A 19814-nucleotide genomic window follows, 5' to 3' on the forward strand; every position below is an offset into this window, starting at 1 on the left:
GTTAAGTCAAGTACGCCAGCACCCGCCGCCTGCCTCCACACCTCACGCAGTCGAACACGTCCAGCGCGAATGCCTTTCACAGCAACCCAGATCAATTCAGCTGAGGCTTGCGCCCCTTTTTCGGCCCCCCACCTCCTCGTTCAAGGATGGGCTCTCATCCTCCATCCCCGGATCCGCCCCTCTTGAGGTGAGGGCGCCCGTCCGGGTAATGGGAACCGCCCAACTCACCTCCCGGCTGGCCGCCCCCAGGGCTGGTGGATGGCTCCTGTCTCAAGGGGTGGGCGCCGCGGCGTCCTGCGGCGCCCGGACATGGACGGGCGGTATCGACGGCTCAGCTTCGGAACCGCTCCTGGATGTAGGCCTGCATTCTCGCCCCCGACAGGTCTTGGGAGGAGGGACCCGCGCGAGCGTAGAAGCGCTCCACGTTGCCGTCCTTGACGAAGATGGGAGACCGTCCCGGCAGGCAGTCCACGGCAAGCACTCGGCCCCCCTGGTAGTCATCGAACCGGGGATGGATGTACATCATGTGGCTGGTCCCCATACGGTCTTTGATGAGCTCCACCAAGCGCAGGCTCATCTTGTCCTCGCTCTCGAACTTGTCGGGTCCGAGCCCCACTAGCGTGCCGTCATCAGCCACACCGATGAGCAAAGTGCCCCCGCCCGTGTTGATGAAGGCCGCCAGGGTCTTCAGCACGCTGAGCACCATCTTCGGGTCTTCCTGTCCCGTGTGCAGGTTCACGCGCAGGGTGGACTTGAACTCGACGCTGGAGGACTCCCCGCCCTTGATGAACTCCTCGGTGCTCAGCACCGGTCCCGGCTTGGCGTCGTCCTTCCCCGCCAGCAGGGAGTAGGCGTCGCGAATCACCTTCGCCATCAGTTCCCGGCGCTGCTGGAGGAACTCTCGGTATTCCATGCGCTCCCACCCATCTGGCAGCGCATGCCAGTAGTGCATCCGCTCCATCTCCTTGGAGGAGAAAGGCTTGCACAGGACCTGCACGTATTCCGCAGGAGCCTTCCTCGCAAGCTGCGAATGTTCTCCCCAATCCACTACTGTAAAATTGGCGATCTGGGACGTCTCCCGGGAGTCGCCGATGCCCTGGCTCTCCAGGAGGCGCTTAGAGAAGAGGGGTTGGCGCTCCAGGGACGTGGTGCCGGACTGGGTCACCACTGCGTCCATCCACTCGCTGACCTTCTGTCTTGAGAAGAGCACCTCTGCGGCATGGAGGTTCAAGGAGGCGAAGTAGGCGAACATCGACGGACTACGCGCCGCCGAGGTGGCCAGGTCCGTCGGCAAGGTGATGGTCCAGTAGTCACTCGTCAGGGTGGCATTGCAGGTGGCTGCCAGCATGGCGACAAACGCGTCCGCGTCCTTCACTTGGCGCAGTCGGGCCAAGTCGAACTCCATTGCTGACTCTGGGGAGCCGGAGTACCGCCCCGTCAGCGCGCTCATGAAGAACCACTGCGCAATCGAGCGCCGCAGCCGCTCCTCTTCGACGCCGTATTCCGTCTTCCCGAGCAGGTAAAGGGTGTACGCGAAGAGCAGGGCATTCTCGGAGCTGATCATCCCCTTGTTGAGGAAGCCTGCCTGCTGGATGGCGCGCAGGAAGCCATGCCAGTGCTCCAGGTTCAGGACCCGGGCTTGGGCCTGCCGCAGCACCTGGAACTGGGTGTCACGGCGCTCCGAGCTGAGCTCTCCCGTCTCCAGGTCCTTGCCGCGCAGGATGGAGTACACGTGCTTCAACCGGGCTCGCCGGAAGCCGAGCCCCACGCTGGCGCGCAGAAGTTGGTCGGGGTCCGGCTGGATGTACGGGTTGAATGGCGAGGGCTTGCCCGCAGTCTGTGTGCGGGCCTCGCGGCAGAACGTCTCAAGTTGGCCACGTCCCTCATCCCAGAAGACGGACATCAACGTCAGGATGAAGTCCGCTTGGTTGAGCTTCTTGCCCTCGCTGTTGATGCGGACGAACACCTCGGAAACCTGCTCCTCGTCGAGGCTTGAGGACAGCTCCAGCGTGGTGAAAGGAAAGCTCAGCAGGTTCTGCAGCTTGGAGAAGGTGCTGCCGATATGCCTCCGCTCCTGCGCCGTCACCTCCCGTACCGTCGCGAGATCCTTCAGGTAAGTCTCGACCAGTTCGAAGATGTCGGTCGACTTGTCCCAGAGGATCGAGATGTTGGGGATGAAGGCCTTGTCCTGGCGGATGGCCGCATCCGCCACCTCGAACTTCTCCACCAGCGGGTTGAAGGCAATCTCGATCTTCTCCGGCTTGTAGTTCTCCCGCACCACGGGGACGCCCTTTACCACGGCGTAGAGCGAGGTCAGTCGCTGCTGCCCATCCACGATGAGCAACCGGGGAATCTTCTGCTTCTCGTCAGTGCCAATGGCTTTGCTTCCCGCAGCCTCGTTCTCCCAGAACAATAGGTGGCCTACGGGATAGCCCCGGTACATGGAGTCAAACAGGTTGCGAACCTTGGCGTTCTTCCAAACGAAGGGGCGCTGGATGTCTGGCAGCCCGATTCTACCCAGTGCAATCGAATCCATGAGACTGCCCAGGGTGTTGTCAACTTTGGTGAAGACGGTCCTGCTCACTTTACCCCCTCTGCGACCCACCTGCTATGGGTCCTAGTGTCCCTCAGTTTCGCCAAGCTGCCCAGAGAAGTATAGGAAGGATGGCAGGCCTATTGAGGGGGCTGGTGCAGATGGGCCTAGGAGGGCCGCCGCTGGTACTCCCACCCCAGCAATTCAGGGGTTGAAGCGCATCGGCCGGCACCACTCAGGCGACAACTACCTTGATGCTCACCGCTCAACTCCGCGCAGCAGCATTTGTTGAGGACACGCGGAGCGCAGGGCTCCGAATCCTCCAGGTTGGAGAGGCGAGTCCCCTCGTCAGCCAGCCATGGCTCGGGAGGGTATTCCCTGGTGACCAGCCGGTAGGCGGTGACGCCCAGTGCGAAGACGTCATCGGCCGGCCCGGGCGCGTAGGGCGCGGCGGGGGCACAGGGGCGGGGCGCATCACGGTGCGCCATGCCCCCGGCGAGCGGTAGGCCGGCGTTCCGGGAGGGAAGGGGGGCCAGGTCAACGTGGTGGCGCCCGCGTAGTGGCCGGAGCCGAAGTCGGTGAGGAAGACCTGGCCATCGGCCTTCCTCACGAGGATGTTGTCGCCCTTCACGTCTCTGTGCACGCCGCCCACTGCCAGCGTGGCCTCCAGCGCACGTGCGAGGCTGGCGAGGCGCGAGAGCACCTGGCGGGAGGAGGGCCGGTGCTCCCTCGCCCAGTCATAGAGAGACGTGCCTTCCACCCACTCCATGGCGAGGTATGGGTAGGCAGTGCCCGCCGGGTCCCGCCATTCCCCGTGCCCCACGAGGCGAGGGACGTTCGGATGGCGGATGCGGGAGAGCAGCTCCACCTCTCGCGCGAAGCGTCCATCCCGGGGATGCAGGGCCAGCTTGAGGGCCACCACGGGACTCCTGGCGCGCTCCGTCCCGATGGCACGATAGACGGCGCCGTAGGCACCGCGTCCACGCTGTTCCAGCACGCGCCACGGCCCCACGCATGTTCCCAGTGGAAGCCGTGCCGGATTCAGATAGCCAGTCGCCATGAAGCAGCGCCTCAACGTCGAGACCCGAGGCAGGCCGTGACCGCCGCGGCCAGGTTCGACGCTCGCGGTTCGCCGATCCGGAATGACCAGAGGTTCGTGACGTAGCCGAAGCCGACACCGGCATCGGGGTCGGCGAAGGCGACCGATCCGCCGGAGCCGGGGTGGCCGAACGACCCGGGCCCGACAAAGGGCATCGGCGGGCAGGCTCGCCAGAACCCGAGCGACATGTAGAAGGAGCGGTTGGCCGGAACGTCCAGTCCTGGCGGCAGCCCGTTCATCTTCGTCTTGTCGGTGTGGACGACGGTCATCTTCTCGACCGTCGCCGGATTCAGCAGCCGCACGCCGTCGACCTCGCTCACCGTGGCCGCATACATCCGCGCCAGCGAGCGAGCGTCCGAGAACATGTTCCCGAAGGGGAACTCAGCAGCGCGGAAGGCACGCGTGTTCATGTAGCCGCTGGTGTGATCGAAGGCGCCGCCGAGCTGGCCGGCGCGGGCCTGCACGGAGTCCGGGCCCCACACGGCGTTCATCCAGGCGATGACCGTGTCCCTATCGAGGCCGGTGGTCTCGATCATCCCGGCGGTCATCTCCTCCAACGTGAACGGAGCGGCGTACCCGATCCGCGCCACCCGTCCCTCTTGCGCCTCGGGCAGCCCGATCCATGCGCTCAGCCCGAGCGGGGCAGCGACCTCGTCGGCGAAGAAGGTGCCGAGCGACCTACCGGTGATTCGCCGCACGACCTCCCCGACCAGGAACCCGAAGGTCATGCTGTGGTAGACGTGCTCGGTGCCCGGCTGCCACTCCGGCTTCTGCGCCTCGAGTGACCGGATGACCGGATGCCAGGCGCAGGCGTCCTCGAAGGTCAGCGGACCGTCGACGATCGGCAGACCGGCCTGGTGTGAGAGCAGCCAGCGCACCGGGATATGCTCCTTGCCGGCAGCGCCGAACTCCGGCCAGTACTTGACCACCGGGGCGTCCAGATCGAGCTCGCCGCGCTGTGCCAGCAGATGGGCGCAGATCGCGGTAGCACCTTTGGTCGTGGATGCGACCAACGCGATGGTGTCCTCGTTCCACGGACGGTTCGCCTCGCGATCGGCGAGGCCGCCCCGCAGGTCGACGACGGGACGGCCGTCCACGTAGACGCAGCACGCCGCGCCGACCTCGCCGGGGGTCCCTTCGAAGTTCGCCCGGAAGACATCGGCCACCTTCCCCCAGCCATCCTCGACGTGTCCCTGCACTCCGGTTCCGTTGGTCGAATCCAACATGCCGCACTTCCTTTTCTAGAGGGTCTGCAACGCATCGCTTGCGCAGCGCCGCAACGCTTGGAACCGTGCTTCGCGGGCTGACGTCCCAGGTCCGCTGCTGCTCGTGTTTCGAGCGCGCGGTGAATCGTTCAGACGCCCGTCGCTTCTTCTTGTTCGGCGCGCTCGATGGCGGTGGTCAGCCGTTCCCGCTCCCGGATGATCCACTGACCCTTCGGGTAGTTCCGGACGAACGTCTCGATGAACTCCACGGGGTCTTCCCCGACGATCTGGCGGATCGGGGTCCGGTTCGCCGCGCTCTGTTCGAACAGGTCGACGAGGTCCGCGTAGATCGCAGTCCCGTCGCCCCCCGTTCCGAAGTACATCAGGTACCGCTCCAGCGCTTCGACCGCCGTGCGATAGCTCGCGGGAAGTTGTTTCGTGCGCGCCTTGTACTGCCGCCACTGCCCCTTCTCGCCGATCACCTTCGAGATGAACTTTGAGATGAACATTTCAGCTGCCTCCTTCACGGAGCTGTTGGAGCCGTTCAACGAGGAAGCTCCAAGTCATCCAGAACTCTTCGAGGTATTCCCGCCCCTGAGTGTTGAGCGAGTACACCTTGCGCGGCGGCCCCTTCTCGGACGGGACCTTCTCCACGCCGACCAGGCCGCGCTGCTCGATCCTGACGAGCAGTGCATAGATGGTGCCCTCGGCGATGTCGGAGAAGCCCATCTCTCGCAACCGCGCAGTGATCTCGTAGCCGTACGCCGACTGCACGGACAGGATCGCCAGGACGATGCCCTCCAGCGTGCCCTTGAGCATCTCCGTCATCTGCTTGCCCACGGCCACCTCTCAAGCTACTCAGTGTTACTTAGTACCAGTACCTAGTAACACCGAGTAGTGGAGATGGCAAGTCCGCGTGAGGCTGCGCGCCCGTGCGCCGCACCGGATTGCCGAGACACGAGGTGGGTTGTAATCAGGCCGCCTGCTTCGACTGCATCCGCTCTCGCCGGGGCTGGCTCGGCGAGACTCAGGAACTCGCGACCTCTTTCGGCGCGGCTGACGCAGACGGCGCCCGAGCGCTGACCCTCCAGCAGGCGGCGGTGAAGCGGACTTCAGCTCCGTGCACATAGGGCTCGAAGGCGGCACGGACCGTTTCGATGACCTGCGTGCGAGTCCGTTCGTCCGCTGCCTGAAGCAGCAGGCCGACGGGACCGAGCCGGGTCAGATAACGGACCAGCTCCTTCTCGGGCAGGGTGCAGGCGACATCAATCGGTTGGATATCGACCTCGGCCCAGCCGCTCTCCTCCAGGATGGAGGAGACCCGGCCCGGGTCCGCGAAGGCGAACTGCCCCGGTGCCCCCGGACGGCGGGCCGGGAGGTTCGGCAGGAGCGGTGCCGCGGCGCGCTCGGCTGTGGTCATGAACGGATTTTCCGCGGGGCTCCGCCAGGCGATGAACCGGAGCTCGGCGCCGTGCCTTGCGGCACGTCGCAGGTTCGCAAAAGCCCGGACGGGGTCGTCGAAGAACATGACGCCGAAGCGCGAGATGAGCAGGTCGAAGCTTGCAGGCTCGAACGCGTGGACCTGCGCGTTGGCGCGGATGAAGCTTGCCGGCGTGCCTTCCCGTTCGGCGCGGGCCCGGGCGGCGGCGAGCATCGGCTCCGAAATGTCGATGCCGACGCAGCGGCCCTTCGCCCCGAGCCGCCGCGAGACGGCGAGGGTGGTGCTGCCCGTGCCGCAGCCGACGTCGAGCACCCGCCCTCCGGATTCGGCGGAAACCGCTTCGACGAGCAGGTCTTCGAACGGCTGGAACAGCGGGTCGAGCAACTCCTGTTCCTCGACCCAGGCGCGTCCGGCGAGGCCGTTCCAAAGCCGTGTCTGCTCGTCATCGGGCGGGTTCGTGACATCCATGCGCGTCTCCTTCTGCTGACTTGCCTTCGAGAAGTGGAGACAGCACTGTGCCAGTTCAAGTCGACTTGAGGTCAAGCGGATGGAAGACCTGGACATCACCGAGGTGGCGAAGCGGTCCGGCGTTCCTGCCTCGACGCTGCGGTTCTATGAGGAGAAGGGGCTGATTGCCTCCATCGGCAGGCGGGGCCTGCGCCGTCTGTTCGAGCCGGGCGTGCTGGAACGGCTGGCGTTGATTGCGCTGGCGCGCGCCGCCGGCTTCTCGCTCGAGGAGATTGCGCTCATGTTCGCCCCGGACGGGCGGCCGCGCATCGACCGGAAGATGCTCGCGGCCAAGGCGGATGAGCTCGACAAGACGCTCCGCGAGCTCACCGCCATGCGCGACGGCCTCCGGCACGCGGCTGCCTGTTCCGCGCCGAGCCACATGGAATGCCCCACCTTCCGCCGCCTCCTGCGGGACGCGGCGTCTGGAGCGATGGGCGCGCGAAGCAAGAAGGCTCCGCGCCCGCCGCGGATCCGGAATGGGCGATGATTCAGTCGGAGAGGGCGGCCGGCCTACGAGAAGTACCCGCTCTCCCGCATGTCGGTCAGCAGCCCGGCTTCCCGCGGGCTCCATCCCAACCCCGCCTGGGTGATGGCGCTGGACGTCAGGATGTCGAGCTGGACGAAGCGCGCCATCCAGTCGAAGTGCGCGGAGGCTTCGTCCGCGCTGATGCCGCGCACGGGGAGGCCGAGCCCCTGGCCGATGGTCTCCGCGATGGCGCGCATGGGGATGCCCTCCTCGGCCACGCCATGGAACGTCGAGCCGGGCGCCGCCTTCTCCAGGGCCAGCCGGAACAGGCGCGCCGCGTCGAGCCGGTGAACCGCCGGCCAGTGGTTGGCACCGTCGCCAACGAAGGCGGCGATGCCCGTCCGCCGGGCGATGTCGATGAGCGCGGGCACGAAGCCGTGGTCGCCCTGGCCGTGGACGGAGGGTGGAAGCCGCACGACACTGGCCCGCACGCCGCGGCCGGCGGTCTTCAGCACCGCCACCTCGGACGCGGCGCGGGGGCCGGCCGGGTCTCGGGGCGCATCCTTCTCCGTGCTGGTGCGGCCGGGCGGGTGCCCCGCGGTGCCGGACGTCACGACGATGGGCTTGTTGGAGCCCTCCAGTGCGCCCGCCATGGCCTCCACTGCTTTCCGGTCAATCTCCGCGTTGGCCAGGTACTGGGAGAAGTCGTGGATGAAGGCGGTGTGGATGACGCCGTCGCACGCCCGGGCGGCGGCGGTGAGGCTGTCGAGGTCGGACAGCTCGCCACGGTGCACTTCGACCCCCGCGCGCGCCAGCAGCTCGGCGGCCTTGTCGCTGCGCGCCAGCCCGAGCACCTGATGCCCGGCGGTGTGGAGCTCGCGAACAATCGCCGAGCCGATGAAGCCTGTTGCTCCCGTTACAAATACCCGCATGAAGACCTCCTCATCGTCTTGCGAGCGGGTTATCCCCCTGCTTTCCGGAGCGGAAAAGTCGGGAGCGTATACGGGTATGACAGCTAACAGCCTGCCGAAGCCGGCTGTGTCCCTGGGCAGCTTCCTGCGCGAGCGCCGGTCGCGCCTGCAGCCGGAGCCGGGCAGCGAGCGCCGTCGCCGAACGCCGGGGCTGAGGCGGGAGGAGGTCGCGACGCGGGCAGGCGTCAGCGTCACCTGGTACACGTGGCTCGAACAGGGACGCGGCGGCCCGCCGTCCGAAGAGGTGCTGGAGCGGCTCGCTCGCGCCTTGGAGCTCGACCCTGCCAGCCGCGAGCTCCTCTTCCTCATCGCCCAGCAGCGGCCGCCGCCGCTCGTCCCGGCTCCGTTGCCCGCCGTCCCTGCGGCCTTGCAGCGCGTGCTCGACGGCCTGCCGACCAGCCCCGCCATCGTGAAGACGCCGACGTGGGACATCGTCGCCTGGAACAAGGCGGCAACCGCGGTGCTGACCGACTATGCCGCCCTGCCAGTCCAGGAGCGCAACGTGCTGCGAAGGCTGTTCGGGAATCCGGCCTCGCGGGCGTCGCTGCCCGACTGGGAGGACAATGCGCGCTTCGCCGTCGCGGTCTTCCGCATCGACGTCGCGCGCGCGGGCGGGAGTGCTGAAGCCGATGCGCTGACGGCCGAGCTCCAGGCAACCAGCGCCGACTTCCGCCGACTCTGGGCCGACACCGACGTGCAGAGCCACGGAGTCGGCGTGAAGCGTATCAGGCATCCCCGGGCCGGATTGCTCCACCTCGAGTACTCGGCCTTCGCTGTCGATGGGGCGGAAGGGCTGACCATGATTGTCTTCACACCCGCATCGGCGGCTGACGTGCGAAGCGTGGAAGCAGTGCTTGCGCACGACACCCACGGTGGACGCTCGAGCACCTGACCGCGCCAGGCCGCTCCACCCGGGCTGCGTGGAGCGGCGACTGAGTACGCCCGGTGGCTGCCTATTCGAACGTGGCCTTCACGTCGTAGCTCCCGCTGGTCCAGTAGGTCGCGAGGTACCAGGTTCCTGCCGTCGGGTTGGTCCAACTGCACCCCTGCGAGATGCCCGTCACCGTCGAAGCGCAGGTGTACTGCGAGCTCGAGGCGGGCTTGAGACCCTTGACGTACAGGGAGAGCTGCCCCGGGTCGCTCGACGTCCCGGTGGGCCCCCGGGTGGTGATGGTCAGCTTCGTGGCGCCAGCAGGCACCTTGATCTTGAACTGGCCGTTGCCGGTCAGCTCCGTCACGGCCACGCCATTCATCAAGGCCGCGAAGGTCGTGTCATCGTTCCAGCCATCGATGCCATCGCTGATGGTGACCATGTTTCCCCAGGACGCGGTCGCCGGCGTCTTGGACTTGACCGAAATGCGTCGCTGCCCCGGGGAGCTGGAGAGGAAGTTGTCCCTGCACTGCGTGAAGCGACCCGACGTGTTGCACGTGAAGACGTTGTTGTAGGTCATGTCCGCGAAGCGCACGTCGGTGGGTGGATTCGCCCCCGACTGGACATCGACCCGCACGAAGTCGGCGGACGAGGGGATGCTGACGGAGAAGAGCAGGGCTTCGTTGGGGCCGATGTAGAGGTTCGGAACCGGGGTGCCAATCGTCATCGGAATGACTTCGTTGGTGAGGCTGTACCGGGCCGTCAGCACCACGTCCTTGAAGTCCGTCTTTCCGTCCACGCGAATGAGCCACGTTCCCGGCGCCGGGTTCTCGAAGACACAGACCTCCAGGCTGGTGAGGTCCTGGCTCCGGCAGTCCGCCGCCGTCAGCGTCGGGCGCACGCCCCGGCTGACCGCGAGGTCCGCGTTGCCGCGGCCGCCTGACATGCCCACCACCAGCCGGTTCTTCCCCTCCGGCACCTCCACCTTGAAGTACTGGACGGAGCCCGGGTTGCCAGCGAGCGCCACCACGTTCTCCCCGCTGGCCAGCGCCCTCACGCCTTCACCAGGGGTGCTCGCGAAGGTCGTGAGCAGGCGAGCCTGACTGAAGGTCTCGGTGCCGCGAACGGCCACGTACCAGGTGCCCGGCTGCGGCTGGGCGAACTCGCAGTTCTCCTCGTTGTTGGGCCGGGTGGATGCGCAGTCGTACGTCGTGCCCGGGGCCTCGCCGTACTTCACGTACAGGTCCGCGTTCCCATATCCGCCGCTGAGCATCACCCGGAAGTCGCTGAGTCCGGCCGGAACCTCGACCTTCCACACGCGCTCCTGGCCCGGTGCGCCCGAGAACGGCTGTTCCTCGTATCCCGGAGCCATGAGCGGGATGCCGGAGGAGGTCGTCGCCCGGACGGTTCCATCGAGCGCGGACTCGCTGGCCACCAGGACGTACCACGCCCCCTCCTGCGGATTGTCGATGACGCAGGTCTGCCCCGGAGGGACGTTGTTGTACGTCCAGGAAGCCGCCTGGCACGTGTACTGGAACGTCGCGGGGACGTCTCCGTACCGGACATACAGGCGCGTCTGGGTGCCGCGCTGGAAGGCGTGGTCCACGCGCAGCTGCGACTGTCCCGCCGGGACGTCGATGCGCCAGTACCGGAACTCACGCTGCGCACCGGCCGTGAAGGTCTCGGGAGCGCCGTCCGTCAGCGAGGCGACCGGACCGCCCCCGTACCACCCGGCCAGTGTCCCGTAGACGATGCCGGTCGTGTAATACACCGTGACGTAATAGCGCCCGGCCTGGGGCCGGAAGAGCCTGCACGGAGACCGGCAGCCGTCGCTGAAATCGGTCGACCAGGAGCCCTGCTTCACGATGACCCAGTTGTTGTAGTCGGTCGTCAGCGTGATGTTGGCTTCCGTCTGACCCTCGGGAATATCGAAGGTGTAGTAGGGCGCGTTGCTGCCGTAGAGCACCGGTTGTCCTGGCACCAGCGTCAGCACGCTGGGATACCCCGCGGAGAAGCTCAGGCCCGAGAACGTCGTGAAGCCGCGAACCAGGATGTACCAGGTGCCCGCGGCCGGATTCGGGAACTTGCAGCCCGTTCCGCAGGCCGTGCCCTGACCTCGCGTCGGCGGGGTGCCATGCTGGACGAACATCTCGGCAAGGCCCGTTCCCTGGGTCGTCCGGACGTTCAGGACCGGCATGCCCTCGGGAACAGTGAGGGAGTAGTAGCGGTCCTCGGCCGGGCTGCCGGACAGCCCGGTCACCTGCTGGGAGTTCTGCAGGGGCGTCGCCGTTCCGGTGCCCGTGGTGGCGACCACGCGAGCCGTCAGGCTCAGGTTCGAGAAGGCATTGTCCGCCCGGAGCACCAGGTACCACGTCCCCGCTTGCGGATTGTCGAACGTGCACGAAGCGGGGCCGCTCGAAACACTGGCGAGACAGTCCACCGCGCTGCTACTGCCGCTGGGGAAGGGGTCCCCGCGCTGGACGTAGAGAGAGCGAATCACGGACGGGACCTCCACCGTGAGCCGGGCCTGCCCCGTGGGAACAGTGAGGGTGTAGTAGGCCAGGTCATCCCGCGCCAGGCTGATGCCCGTCACCGTCTGTCCATTCGTGAGTGCCACGGTGGGCTTCACGCTCCCGGTCACCCAGGGGAGGATCTGGTTCCCCGACGTGTTGTTCGACATCAGGATGTAGTACCGGCCCGCCCCGGGCTTGAAGATGTCGCAGGTGCCGCTGCAATCGTAGAGGGTGTCGGTGGGGCGGGAACCCAACCTCGCCTTCACCGTGCTGCTACCCGAGGAATCGATTTCGAGCCGGCCCTTTCCCGCCGGGACGTCGACGAAGAACATCGTCGGCTTGTTGGAGTAGTGGAAGTAGTTGGTGTTCGCAAAGAGCGGCATGGGCTGGTTGAAATAGACGACCAGCTTCGCGTTGGCGTACTCCGCCGTCCCTTCGAGCTTCACGCTCCAGGTGTCGGCGAGCGGTGCCTGCACGTTGCACTTCTCCTCGTTGCCGGAGGACCGTGGGTTGCAGTCGTAGACGGTGTTGGTGGGAACCTCGCCGCGCTTGACGGACATGTTCGCGTTGCCGGTTCCTCCCGTCAGCGCGAAGGACACTTCCTGGAGACCGGCGGGAAGGTTGACGTAGAAGTACGTCACCGAGCCCGCGGCCCCGGACACAGTGACGGGAACGCCATCCTGGAGCGCTGTTCCCGGTAGCGTGACGGCGCCTGCCGCCTGGGTTTCGAGCGCCGGTGGTTCGCCTGTCCCATTCGCGGGACTGCAACCCACGGCCATCATCCACAACAGCCCAACGACAAGGGCACTGCGCCTGCGTGTATGCATGTCTTCTTTCCTGAGAGCTTCCAGCCCGGTGGGGATTGCAGGCATTTTCACGGGGCGTCTGACATGCCGGCCGTCAAGGAAGGCTGGATTGAATACGAAGAGATGCATATGCAACGCGGATACAGATTCCGCGTCGCCCGCGTCGCGTGCAGCGTCAGCAGCGTCAGGAGCGCGGCAGGGCGTGGAAGCCACGGCCTGTCAGCGTCCAGCCCTGCCCCACGCTGGCCTGGGTCGAGTAGAAGAACCGCACTCCGTCTCCGTTCGTCTGGAACCGGTAGTACTCGTACACGGTGACGGTGGCGCCATGGGTCGGGTCCGTCACCGCCTGCGGGTACGCGTGGAAGGCGACCCCGGTCAGCGTCCAGCCCTGCCCCACGCTGGGGTTGGACGAAAGCATGAACCGCACCCCGTCGCCGTTCGTCTGAATGGCGTAGTACTGGTAGAGGGGCACCGTCCCTGGCTGCGCGGACTGGTAGGCGTGGAAGGCGGGCCCGTCGTAGAGCCAGCCGTCATTGACGAAGGGGCTCGTCGAGAAGTGGTGCCGGACCCCGTCTCCATTCAATTGGGCGAAGTGGTACTGGTACACGGGCCGCGCCGCGCGCTGGGCTGCTGTCTTCACGACGCTCAGGCGGCCCACCACGTTCTCGGTGATGCGGCAGACGGCATTGGGCGGCGCGCCGGCCTCCACGAAGGCTCGGAGCCCCTGGGCCCAGTCCGTGGTGCCGACGTTGAACACCGTCCCGTTGTTCTGGAAGAGGCCCAGGAAGCCCCAGCCGGGAATGAGGCCCGACCCCACCCAGGTACGTGCGTCCGCCGTGGCGAGGATGTCGAAGCTGTGCGCCGTGCCGTCCAGTCCGGTGACGCGCACGGGCACATCGTTGACCGCCTCGAACAAGGCCGCATCCATCTCGTAGCCGGTGACGTCAGCGCCGAAGGTGTTGCCGTTGCCGAGCCCCGTACCCTCGAACACCCAGGACAGGGAGTTGCGCACGACGAAGTCGACGGCGGCAGGCGTCGGAGCGCCGGCAGGCGGAGTCCGGGTCGCTCCGCCCGGAGCGCGATAGCTCAGCCCCGTGAGCCTGTTCTCGGGGCGGTTGGGGCCCGCGGGCTCGAACCAGTTCAGCGTCGCGCGCGAGGGGTTGGTGCTCAGCGCGGGGTCGGCGCCGTCTTTGTAGCAGAGCAGTTGCCGGGGCGCGGTGCGCGAGTCGAAGCGAATCTGCCACCAGCAGGTGTTGCCGCTGAAGAACGCCGCGTTTCCGCCGTTGTTCACGAACGCCTCGACGGTGTCCCGCATCTCCCAGGACCAGTACTCGTCATGGCCCACGCTCAGGAAGAGCTGGTAGGCATCCAGCAGGGCCGGGTCCCGGTGCAGGTCGACGCTCGTGCAGTACTCGGCGGAGATGCCCCGCTTCTCCAGCCAGCGGACGAACCAGACCTCGTAGGCGTCGAAGAACCGCGCGAAGGGCTCGATGGGCCGCTCCAGGGACACGGCGGGGGAGCGGACCTGTCCCGAGGAGTTGAAGTCATAGAGGCTCTTGCCGCCCAGCCGCTCGGGCCAGTTGTTGTAGGCCTGGGACGTCGTCGTCGCGACCTGGAAGAGAATCCTCGACGTGGCGCCAGGGACGGCGGGCCTCACGATGAAGAGGAGGTCCGTCCAGGCCGTGCCCACCGTGAAGCGCGCGGTGTAGACGCCGCTCGGCCAGTGGGACGGCACCGTGAGGCCGTAGCGCACGGGCCAGCCACACCCCACGGAGAAGGCGTTGGTGGGAATGGCCTCGCTCGCGACCTGGCCCTGGCCCGAGTGGAGGATGGCGGGCACGTCGGGCCCCACGCGGAAGATGGCCACGGCGAAGGTAGCCGCGCCGCCTGTGTGGTTGAGGTGGAACCCGAGCGTGCCGCCCTGGAGGACGGACGTGCTGGAGGGATAGCCCTCCAGCAGCGGCGCCGCCTGGGCCTGCGCGTCGGACGAAGTCCCCGCGAGGAGTGTGCCTGTCGTGAGGACGCCTGCCTTCAACACTTCCCGCCTGTTCATGGAGATTCCCCGCCGCCCGGAGGGATACCCCCACCGCGAAACCCTGGCGGTGGAGGCTCGCTATCGCTGTCGGTCGTGCCAGCAGTCCGTCGGTCCGGGGTGTCCTATCAAACGGCCATACCGAGGTCAGCCAGGTCGTGCCCTGGCCGGCCGTCTGGGCGCGCACCTCCCGGTGGCACCATTGAAACCTGCTTCCGCCGCACCCCAGCTTGCCGAGGGCCAGACGATGCCCCCCGAAAAGAGCTGGGACGACATGAAATCTCGAAAAACAGTGGTGCTCCTCAGTGCGCTGGGCGCGCTGGGGTTCGGCTTCGGTTGCGCGGGTGCCAAGGAAGCGGGCAAGGACGTCGGTGCCGCCGTGCCTGGCGTCTACCAGCACCGGGATGGCCTCGTCACGAAGGTGGAGGGCAACAACGTCGCCGTGGCCGACGCCAACAATCCCAAAGAACCTGTCGCCTGGTTCAACGTCGGCGCCAATACCAAGATTGAGCGCGAGGGTCAGCGGATGGATCTGAGCCAGCTCTCCGAGGGAACCGCGGTGCGGGTCTCCTTCGAGCCGGCCACTGGCGCCGAGAAGACCTCCAAGATTGAAGTCCTTACCGGCGACAAGGCTCAGGAACTGGAGCAGAAGCTTCAAGGCCAGCACCAGACCACGCCCCCGCCTCCTCCGAGTCCGTAGCCCGGGCACCCGCGGTGGGTGGAGGGCGAGGTCCCGGTCGGTGCCTGCTGGCGCCAGCCTCCCTGGCGCCAGGTGGGAGGCGCGTGCTCGCTCTCCCCGGCACGGCACCGGCGCTCTAGCGGCTGTCTCCTCGTTCGCGTGGCGAGTGCTGACGGTGAGGTCGCTCCCTCCCCACCCGGACAGAGGGCAGGCGGTCTCCCAGCTCGAAGCCGGTGTGGCCCACCGCTCAGGCTTCGCGTCGCGCAGCGCGCTCGCGGGCGCCTACGCGGCGCTCGCCGACCTCGACACCGCCTTGCCGTTGCTGGCCTTCGCCGAGCACGCCGCGGAGTTCTACCTCGGCCCCGGCGCCGACGCGGAGCGAGCGTGGGTGCTGGCACAGCAGAATCTCGCTGGCCGCCAGACAGACCGCGCCTTGACGCTCGCCCTCGAGGCCGCACGGGCGACGGGCCGTCAGCGCGAGGTGTGCGCTCTCGCTGCCAGAGTCCGGGCCGGGCCGGTTGCCGAGGAGGGCTGCCCGGGACACCCGTAGGCCCGCCTCGACGCGCTGGAGTGTCCAGTACCAGGAGCCTCGGGAGCCTCGGGAAGCGCGGGGAGGGCTGCCTGATAGAGTGCCGAGGCAACGCACACCCGACCCGGGAGAGGTGTCGATGCTGCTCCAGTTCCTTTTGGAGTTGCCGCTGCTCCTGCTGGGTGGGGTCCTGTTCCCGGCAATGCTGCTGACAGTCGAGGCCGGCTTCCGGCTCGGCCGCCGGGTGGCGCGCGCGAGCGCTGAGCGAGAGAGCATCGAGCTGGGGAGTGTGGAGTCAGCGGTGCTCGCCCTGCTGGGGCTCCTGATAGCCTTCACCTTCAGCATGGCGGTGGCGCGCTACGACGAGCGCAGGAGCCTGGTGGTGGAGGAGGCGAACGCACTGGGGACGGCCTGGCTGCGCTGCGACCTGTTGCCCGAGCCCCGGCGCACCGTGGCCCGCGAGCAACTCCGCGCGTACATCGAGGCGCGCGTTCAACAGCTCGACGAGGAGAAGGCTCTCACCACCACTCCGCAGATGAAGCAGTGGCTCGACGCGCTCTGGAGACAGGTGGCGGATGCGTCCATGCAGGAGTCCCGCGCGGAGACCACCGCCCTCGCGGTGCAGGCGGTCAACGCGGTCATCGATTTGGGGGCCGCACGCAGCGCCGCGGACGTCAACCACATCCCCATCCCCGTGTTCAAGCTGCTCGTCATCTTCACGCTGGTTGCGCTGCTGATGATGGGCTACGCGCGGGGGCTTCGGGGCATCCGGGTCTTCAGCTTGATGGCGATGCTGTGCGTCCTGCTGTCCCTCGTCCTGCTGCTCATCGTCGACCTCGACCGCCCGCACCGGGGCACCATCCGCATCCGTGGCATGCCCCTGCGCGAGCTGCTCACCGACATCCAGCAAGCGGGGAGCTGAGCTGCCGCCTGAAGCGGCACGGCAGCTCCGCGGACCGGGTCAGGTCCGCGCGTCTACCAGCACTTCCCCAGTCCGCAGGGGCAGTCGGCGGGGCAGTTCATGTTGCCCTCCCCGGTGCTGCAGACGCCGTCGCCGCAGTACGGCTGACCGCCGCAGTCGGCGGGGCAGGTGCCGCCCGTCTCACCCCCGTTGCAGACACCGTCGCCGCAGACATGCAGGACGCCGCAGTCGTTGGGGCAGGTGGCGCTGGACTCATTGGTATTGCAGACGCCATCGCCGCAGAAGGGCTGTCCGCAGTCGTTCGGACAGGTGGCGCTCGACTCGACTCCGGGACAGCAGTAGTTGTCGCCGCAGAAGCCACAGCGCAGCGCCTGGTCCGCCTGCTCCAGCGGCGTGTCCTCCGCCACGGGCTCCTCGCCCGTCATCACTCCGCCACACGCGCCCACCCACAGGCCCACCACCAGGGTCATCAGGAATCGCATCATCGTGTCGTGCTCCTTCGAGAAGGATGTCACCCACAGCGTGTCACGATTTCACTTCCGGGCATAGATGGGTATCGGAGGCATGGGGGGCTGTTGAGGGGGCTGGTCCATGGGAGGGATTGAGCCGGAAGGGCCGGAGGTCGTCTTCAGTCGGGATACAACAGCAATGGGTGTGCGCGCGGGTGACTGCTTCCCGCCGCTGCACGCGCCGCGGTGCGCTATGACCCGGAGCGGAATCGAACTTCACCGAAGGTATTTGTCCGCCCCCGTTTATTCGCGTGTTCGGGGATTTTCCCCGAGCACATGAACTCCTCAAAGGGGGATTGGAAATGAAGCGAATCCTGAAGACGTGGACTCCCGTCGTGTCGCTGGCGGCGCTCGTCGCGGCGCCCGCCGCGCTGGCCGGGTACAAGACGGAGTCGGCGTACTGCTACAAGAACACGGACAACTCCGGTGGTTGCTATGGAAGCCTGCTCGGCTTCCGCAACCACTCCGGCAGCAACACGTACGCGTACTTCACGCAGTACTACTCCGGCAGCAAGTACTTCAACGCGGCGTATACGTCTGGCACGACGACGACGTACTTCTCGTGCACGCCGAACGCGGCCACGGCCGTGCAGTGGCCCAAGGCCATGAATCACCAGGGGTACTTCACCGTCTACTGGGACGCGTCGGGCGCCTGTTATTCGCTGTACCTGAACAACGGCAGCCAGTACTCCAACTTCTGAGCCGCCATGTCTGTCAATGCCCTGCGTGGATGGCTCCCGGGCCTGGTCGTGGCCCTGGGATGCGGAGTGGGTAGCTGGCTCGCGGTGAGCCAGGGACAGCAGGCCCAGGAGCTGCGGATGCAGCAACTGGCCGACGAGGTCGCGTCACTGCGCCGAGCCGTCCGGGCGCTGCCGGCGCCGGCTCCCGTCATGCCTGCGGGAGGCAGCGCGGCGGGAATTCCACCGTCCCTGGAGGCGGGCGCGGCACGGCCCACGTCCGAGGACCTGGATGCCATCGCCGCGCGGATGGCCACCCTCCTGAAGCAGTCCGGGGCGCTCGCCGCGGGTCCGCACCCCGCGGAGCCTCCAGCGCCACCTCCGCCCCTGACTCCAGAGCAGCACGCGGCCGCGACACGGGCCGACGTGCTGGTGGAGCGGATGGTGTCCAGCGGGCGCATGACAGCCGAGGACGTCCGCGAAATCCGCCGCGAGCTCTCCCAGCTCGGCGGCCGGGCCGAAGCGGATGCGCTTCGCCGGAAGATTGTCGTCGCCATCAACCAGAACCGGCTCACCCCCTCGGACGATGCCGAAGGGCTGCCTTAGGGCCCGCCCGACATCCCCGAGCAGGAAGGTGTCTGCCTGACGGAAGCACCCCGGGAGGACGCGTCATGCGCTCCTGGAAGCAACCCACCTGAAACCCCATACGGGGCGCAGCCATGCGCTGGCCCCATCAAGGAGAAGACGATGAAGTCCCTGCACCTGAAGTCGCTGACCCCGGTGGTGGCGCTTGCCACCCTCGGCCTTGCCTCCGTCGCGAGCGCGGGCCTCGAGTCGCAGAGTGCCACCTGCTACCAGAACACCGATGGCTCGGGTTACTGCTACGGCAACATGATTGGCTTCCGTGAGGATGCGACGACGACCTCGTACGCGTCCTTCCGTGAGGATGAGGACGGCACGCGCAGCTTCTACGCCCGGTACACCGTGGCGGGCTCTACCGCCGCCAGCACGTACACCTGCATCCCGGACGCCACGGTGTCCTCCATCTGGAACCTGGCCCTGAGCAGCCGCGGCTACTTCTACGTGACGTGGAACACCGCCGGCACGTGCACCTACCTCCGCATGTCGAACGGTTCGAACTACTCGAACTTCTAGAGTAGGGCGGGGAATTGAAGCCCGGGGCGGGGGAGAGGATGACCTCGCTCCGGGCTTCATCCACGGCTCGGTACAAGCGCTGAAGTATTGTCAGACAGAGCGTGCCGCTCACCGGACGCAGCAGTTGGCACGGCGCGGGCGCAGTCGTCGAGTGGAGCGCGCCGCGAATCCAGCGCGCTGGGGAAGCCGGTGGGTCGCGGATTTAATTCGGTTTAATTCCGCCTTTTCCAGTGACTTCACGATAATCCGGATACGCGTTGCAAATGCAACCGGCGCACCAGCTTCAGGACCCGCTTCGCATCGGTGCGTGTCTCGCGCATCGGGCGAGCGGACAAGCAGGGCCTGACGCCTGGAGCTGTTGCGGGGCTCATCGAGAAAAGGTGACAGACATGTTCAAGAAGCTCGTAGTGACGTGCCTTGTGTTGGCTGGCCCCGTGCTCTTCGCGGCTTGTGCGCCCGACTCGGAGCAGGTGTTGGACGAGGTGACGGCCGGGGAGGGCTCGGAGCAGATCGGGACGGACGAGGCCGAGCTCGCAACCTGTGGCTCGGGGCTGATCTGTTCGACCAGTCCCGTATCGGGCGCGACGTACTGTCAGAGCGGCTCGCAGCAGGTGTACTGCTGCGGGGGCGGGCAGACGATCTGCAGCGGTTCGTGCGTCGCGAAGTGCGAGTGGCGGGACATGAAGTCCAGCAGTGGGGGCGCCTGCACTCGCTGGAAGGAGGAGTTCTGCCGCAACTCCTCGTGCGGCTTCGCGTCGACGGGAAACAAGTGCTGCTACACGACCACGCCGGGCGCGTGCTGAAGCTGATGCCAGGCGCGGCTCGGGTGTAGAGGGAATGGGGCCCTTCCATGAGGGGGGCCGATGCAGCCGGTGCAGCAGGGAGCGAGAAGGGCT

19 protein-coding genes are annotated in these 19814 nt (G+C 67.0%); 8 read left to right on the forward strand and 11 right to left on the reverse strand.

Going from position 1 to position 19814, the window contains the following annotated elements; all coding sequences use genetic code 11:
* Positions 1 to 331: 331 nt before the first annotated feature.
* The 6 genes from OV427_RS30195 to OV427_RS30220 form a co-directional block, all read right to left on the reverse strand.
* Positions 332 to 2584 (reverse strand): GmrSD restriction endonuclease domain-containing protein, encoded by a 2253-nt coding sequence (locus OV427_RS30195; protein WP_267859655.1) that lies wholly within the window; start codon positions 2582 to 2584, stop codon positions 332 to 334.
* A 214-nt stretch (positions 2585 to 2798) separates the two neighbouring features.
* Positions 2799 to 3530 carry a serine/threonine-protein kinase gene (locus OV427_RS30200; RefSeq protein ID WP_420718290.1) on the reverse strand — a complete coding sequence of 244 codons (732 nt, stop codon included), beginning with the start codon at positions 3528 to 3530 and terminating at the stop codon, positions 2799 to 2801.
* 74 nt (positions 3531 to 3604) lie between these two features.
* A complete protein-coding gene (locus tag OV427_RS30205) occupies positions 3605 to 4858 on the reverse strand; it encodes a serine hydrolase domain-containing protein (RefSeq protein ID WP_267859656.1) in 1254 nt (417 codons plus the stop codon).
* 128 nt (positions 4859 to 4986) lie between these two features.
* Positions 4987 to 5346: a DUF1048 domain-containing protein gene (locus OV427_RS30210; RefSeq protein WP_267859657.1), complete on the reverse strand. Its 360-nt coding sequence runs from the start codon at positions 5344 to 5346 to the stop codon at positions 4987 to 4989.
* Between the two features lies 1 nt (position 5347).
* Positions 5348 to 5677 carry a PadR family transcriptional regulator gene (locus OV427_RS30215; RefSeq protein ID WP_267859658.1) on the reverse strand — a complete coding sequence of 110 codons (330 nt, stop codon included), beginning with the start codon at positions 5675 to 5677 and terminating at the stop codon, positions 5348 to 5350.
* A gap of 187 nt (positions 5678 to 5864) precedes the next feature.
* A complete protein-coding gene (locus OV427_RS30220; RefSeq protein WP_267859659.1) occupies positions 5865 to 6746 on the reverse strand; it encodes a class I SAM-dependent methyltransferase in 882 nt (293 codons plus the stop codon).
* Between the two features lie 79 nt (positions 6747 to 6825).
* On the opposite strand from OV427_RS30220, the gene OV427_RS30225 reads away from it, so the two are divergent.
* A complete protein-coding gene (locus OV427_RS30225; protein ID WP_267859660.1) occupies positions 6826 to 7275 on the forward strand; it encodes a helix-turn-helix domain-containing protein in 450 nt (149 codons plus the stop codon).
* Between the two features lie 23 nt (positions 7276 to 7298).
* On the opposite strand, the gene OV427_RS30230 is transcribed toward OV427_RS30225, so the two are convergent.
* The gene (locus OV427_RS30230) at positions 7299 to 8186 is read right to left on the reverse strand and encodes an SDR family oxidoreductase (protein ID WP_267859661.1); all 888 of its coding nucleotides are present in this window, start codon (positions 8184 to 8186) and stop codon (positions 7299 to 7301) included.
* Between OV427_RS30230 and OV427_RS30235 the strand changes: the two genes are divergently transcribed.
* The gene (locus OV427_RS30235; protein WP_267859662.1) at positions 8185 to 9117 is read left to right on the forward strand and encodes a helix-turn-helix transcriptional regulator; all 933 of its coding nucleotides are present in this window, start codon (positions 8185 to 8187) and stop codon (positions 9115 to 9117) included. The genes OV427_RS30230 and OV427_RS30235 overlap by 2 nt on opposite strands.
* 61 nt (positions 9118 to 9178) lie before the next feature.
* Here the strand turns inward: OV427_RS30235 and OV427_RS30240 are convergent, their stop codons facing one another.
* On the reverse strand, positions 9179 to 12271 hold the full coding sequence (locus OV427_RS30240) for a PPC domain-containing protein (protein WP_267859663.1): 3093 nt from the start codon (positions 12269 to 12271) through the stop codon (positions 9179 to 9181).
* A gap of 328 nt (positions 12272 to 12599) precedes the next feature.
* On the reverse strand, positions 12600 to 14468 hold the full coding sequence (locus OV427_RS30245) for a N,N-dimethylformamidase beta subunit family domain-containing protein (RefSeq protein ID WP_267859664.1): 1869 nt from the start codon (positions 14466 to 14468) through the stop codon (positions 12600 to 12602).
* Between the two features lie 253 nt (positions 14469 to 14721).
* Between OV427_RS30245 and OV427_RS30250 the strand changes: the two genes are divergently transcribed.
* The 3 genes from OV427_RS30250 (at position 14722) to OV427_RS30260 (ending at position 16577) form a co-directional block, all read left to right on the forward strand.
* Positions 14722 to 15147: a hypothetical protein gene (locus OV427_RS30250; RefSeq protein WP_267859665.1), complete on the forward strand. Its 426-nt coding sequence runs from the start codon at positions 14722 to 14724 to the stop codon at positions 15145 to 15147.
* Positions 15148 to 15361: 214 nt separating this feature from the next.
* A complete protein-coding gene (locus tag OV427_RS30255; protein WP_267859666.1) occupies positions 15362 to 15676 on the forward strand; it encodes a hypothetical protein in 315 nt (104 codons plus the stop codon).
* Positions 15677 to 15794: 118 nt separating this feature from the next.
* Entirely contained in the window at positions 15795 to 16577 is a 783-nt protein-coding gene (locus OV427_RS30260; protein WP_267859667.1) for a hypothetical protein, read from the forward strand.
* Positions 16578 to 16630: 53 nt separating this feature from the next.
* On the opposite strand, the gene OV427_RS30265 is transcribed toward OV427_RS30260, so the two are convergent.
* The gene (locus OV427_RS30265) at positions 16631 to 17062 is read right to left on the reverse strand and encodes a tenascin-X (RefSeq protein ID WP_267859668.1); all 432 of its coding nucleotides are present in this window, start codon (positions 17060 to 17062) and stop codon (positions 16631 to 16633) included.
* A 326-nt stretch (positions 17063 to 17388) separates the two neighbouring features.
* Here OV427_RS30265 and OV427_RS30270 point away from each other — a divergent pair, with 326 nt between their 5' ends.
* The 3 genes from OV427_RS30270 (at position 17389) to OV427_RS30280 (ending at position 18918) form a co-directional block, all read left to right on the forward strand.
* Positions 17389 to 17787 (forward strand): hypothetical protein, encoded by a 399-nt coding sequence (locus OV427_RS30270; protein WP_267859669.1) that lies wholly within the window; start codon positions 17389 to 17391, stop codon positions 17785 to 17787.
* A gap of 6 nt (positions 17788 to 17793) precedes the next feature.
* Positions 17794 to 18369 carry a hypothetical protein gene (locus OV427_RS30275; protein ID WP_267859670.1) on the forward strand — a complete coding sequence of 192 codons (576 nt, stop codon included), beginning with the start codon at positions 17794 to 17796 and terminating at the stop codon, positions 18367 to 18369.
* 141 nt (positions 18370 to 18510) lie between these two features.
* Positions 18511 to 18918: a hypothetical protein gene (locus tag OV427_RS30280; RefSeq protein WP_267859671.1), complete on the forward strand. Its 408-nt coding sequence runs from the start codon at positions 18511 to 18513 to the stop codon at positions 18916 to 18918.
* Positions 18919 to 19510: 592 nt separating this feature from the next.
* Here OV427_RS30280 and OV427_RS30285 read toward each other — a convergent pair.
* Entirely contained in the window at positions 19511 to 19687 is a 177-nt protein-coding gene (locus tag OV427_RS30285; RefSeq protein ID WP_267859672.1) for a hypothetical protein, read from the reverse strand.
* Between the last annotated feature and the right edge of the window lie 127 nt (positions 19688 to 19814).

Source organism: Pyxidicoccus sp. MSG2, from assembly GCF_026626705.1.
Lineage (GTDB): Bacteria > Myxococcota > Myxococcia > Myxococcales > Myxococcaceae > Myxococcus.

What these genes read in the sequence shown, in the direction of transcription:
- OV427_RS30205 (WP_267859656.1), bottom strand. Translation starts at nt 4,858, where the DNA reads ATGTTGGATTCGACCAACGGAACCGGAGTGCAGGGACACGTCGAGGAT.
- OV427_RS30210 (WP_267859657.1), bottom strand. Translation starts at nt 5,346, where the DNA reads ATGTTCATCTCAAAGTTCATCTCGAAGGTGATCGGCGAGAAGGGGCAG.
- OV427_RS30220 (WP_267859659.1), bottom strand. Translation starts at nt 6,746, where the DNA reads ATGGATGTCACGAACCCGCCCGATGACGAGCAGACACGGCTTTGGAAC.
- OV427_RS30225 (WP_267859660.1), top strand. Translation starts at nt 6,826, where the DNA reads ATGGAAGACCTGGACATCACCGAGGTGGCGAAGCGGTCCGGCGTTCCT.
- OV427_RS30235 (WP_267859662.1), top strand. Translation starts at nt 8,185, where the DNA reads ATGAAGACCTCCTCATCGTCTTGCGAGCGGGTTATCCCCCTGCTTTCC.
- OV427_RS30230 (WP_267859661.1), bottom strand. Translation starts at nt 8,186, where the DNA reads ATGCGGGTATTTGTAACGGGAGCAACAGGCTTCATCGGCTCGGCGATT.
- OV427_RS30245 (WP_267859664.1), bottom strand. Translation starts at nt 14,468, where the DNA reads ATGAACAGGCGGGAAGTGTTGAAGGCAGGCGTCCTCACGACAGGCACA.
- OV427_RS30250 (WP_267859665.1), top strand. Translation starts at nt 14,722, where the DNA reads ATGAAATCTCGAAAAACAGTGGTGCTCCTCAGTGCGCTGGGCGCGCTG.
- OV427_RS30260 (WP_267859667.1), top strand. Translation starts at nt 15,795, where the DNA reads ATGCTGCTCCAGTTCCTTTTGGAGTTGCCGCTGCTCCTGCTGGGTGGG.
- OV427_RS30265 (WP_267859668.1), bottom strand. Translation starts at nt 17,062, where the DNA reads ATGATGCGATTCCTGATGACCCTGGTGGTGGGCCTGTGGGTGGGCGCG.
- OV427_RS30270 (WP_267859669.1), top strand. Translation starts at nt 17,389, where the DNA reads ATGAAGCGAATCCTGAAGACGTGGACTCCCGTCGTGTCGCTGGCGGCG.
- OV427_RS30275 (WP_267859670.1), top strand. Translation starts at nt 17,794, where the DNA reads ATGTCTGTCAATGCCCTGCGTGGATGGCTCCCGGGCCTGGTCGTGGCC.
- OV427_RS30280 (WP_267859671.1), top strand. Translation starts at nt 18,511, where the DNA reads ATGAAGTCCCTGCACCTGAAGTCGCTGACCCCGGTGGTGGCGCTTGCC.